At 64.7% G+C, this 1,437-nt stretch carries 2 protein-coding genes and 1 pseudogene; 1 reads left to right on the top strand and 2 read right to left on the bottom strand.

Features of this window, described 5'->3' with window-relative positions; all coding sequences use genetic code 11:
• Nucleotides 1-426: pseudogene (locus JHD07_RS34585) on the top strand (hypothetical protein); the annotation flags it as partial.
• On the opposite strand, the gene gmk reads toward JHD07_RS34585, so the two are convergent.
• Both gmk and JHD07_RS34575 read right to left on the bottom strand, forming a co-directional pair.
• Nucleotides 359-1,018, bottom strand: a complete 660-nt coding sequence (gene gmk, locus JHD07_RS34580) for a guanylate kinase (protein WP_291630319.1) — start codon at nucleotides 1,016-1,018, stop codon at nucleotides 359-361. The pseudogene JHD07_RS34585 and the gene gmk sit on opposite strands and share 68 nt — an antisense overlap.
• Before the next feature lie 3 nt (nucleotides 1,019-1,021).
• Nucleotides 1,022-1,437 (bottom strand): DUF1732 domain-containing protein (locus tag JHD07_RS34575; protein ID WP_291630317.1); only part of this gene is annotated, 416 nt, incomplete at its 5' end.

Below are 1,437 nucleotides of genomic sequence, written 5' to 3'. Positions count from 1 at the left end.
AAGCAGCTGACGAAACTCGCCGCGATCAGCCGCGAGATCCATCTGATCGACGCGCGCAAATCGCGTGCTGCCGCCGCGGCCGCAGAGCCGGAGAAGACCACGCGCGACGAGGACGCGGTCAGGATGTTTGAAGGCGCATTCGAGATCGTGGCTGCGGCCGCCGAGCTCGCCGCCAATGAGAGCGCCAAGGATCGAGTCATCAAGGATCGAGCTATCAAGGGTCGAGCTATCAAGGGGCGAACTGATGCCGGAGATCGCACAGATGCGCCGGCCGATCGCGACGCCGATGCGGTCGACGTCGACGTCATCACGACGAAGCTGGAACAGCTGGCGATGGAAGGCCCGCGCCTGTCGCGGCCTAAGCCTGAAGCTGAGCCTGCAAACTCCGAACGAAGCCGACGAGGCCGATCCGCCGCTCGCGCTTGAGCCGTTCGGCCTTGAGGATCGACTGAACCTCGGCGAAGGCTTCGTCGACCTCGTGGTTGATCACGATGTAGTCGTACTCGGCCCAGTGGCTCATCTCGTCGCTGGCACGGCTCATGCGCTTGCGGATCACCTCGTCGGAATCCTGCGCGCGCGAATGCAGGCGCTTCTCGAGGTCGGCCGCCGAAGGCGGCAGGATGAAGACGCTGACGACGTCGGCGCGCGCCTTCTGCTTCAATTGCTGGGTTCCCTGCCAGTCGATGTCGAACAGCACATCCTGGCCGGCCGACAACGCCGCATCGACGGGACCGCGCGGCGTGCCGTAGCTGTTGTCGAACACCGTCGCCCATTCCAGCAGTTCCTCGGCCTTGACCATGGCATCGAACGTGGCCTTGTCGACGAAGGTGTAGTCCTTGCCGTTGACCTCGCCCGGCCGCATCGCGCGCGTGGTCGCAGACACCGACATTTTCAAGCCCGGCATGCGGTCGATCAGCATGCGCGACAGCGTCGTCTTGCCCGCACCTGATGGCGAGGACAGCACGAACATCAACCCACGTCGCTCGACACCGTCAGTTCCGTGACCGCTCGTCGCCATCGATCACTCCAAATTCTGGACCTGCTCGCGGAACTGCTCGACCACGTTCTTCATGGCGAGGCCCGTGTTGGTGAGCTCGATGTCGTTCGACTTCGAGCAGCAGGTGTTGACCTCGCGGTGAAACTCCTGCGCCAGGAAGTCGAGCTTGCGGCCGATCGGGCCGCCCTTGCCGATCAGCTCGCGCGCCTGCGCGATGTGCGAGGCGATGCGGTCGAGCTCCTCGCGGATATCGGCCCTGGTCGCGATCAGGATCGCCTCCTGCATCAGCCGGTCGGAATCAAAGCGGTCGGACGTGTCGAGCAGGGTCGCGATCTGTTCGGCGAGCCTGGCCTTGATCGCCTCCGGCTTGCGCCCCGGCGCGGCTTCGGCCTTCTTCGCAAGCTGCTCGATCTCGTCGACGCGCTGGGTCAGGATCTGCC

It is taken from the genome of Bradyrhizobium sp. (assembly GCF_016462955.1).
GTDB lineage: Bacteria > Pseudomonadota > Alphaproteobacteria > Rhizobiales > Xanthobacteraceae > Bradyrhizobium.
Note: the sequence above shows the minus strand (reverse complement) of the source record. Positions and strands in the feature narration are given on the sequence as shown.

Bases quoted from the DNA above. Each gene is read 5' to 3' on its own strand.
- gmk (WP_291630319.1), bottom strand. From the start codon at position 1,018: ATGGCGACGAGCGGTCACGGAACTGACGGTGTCGAGCGACGTGGGTTG.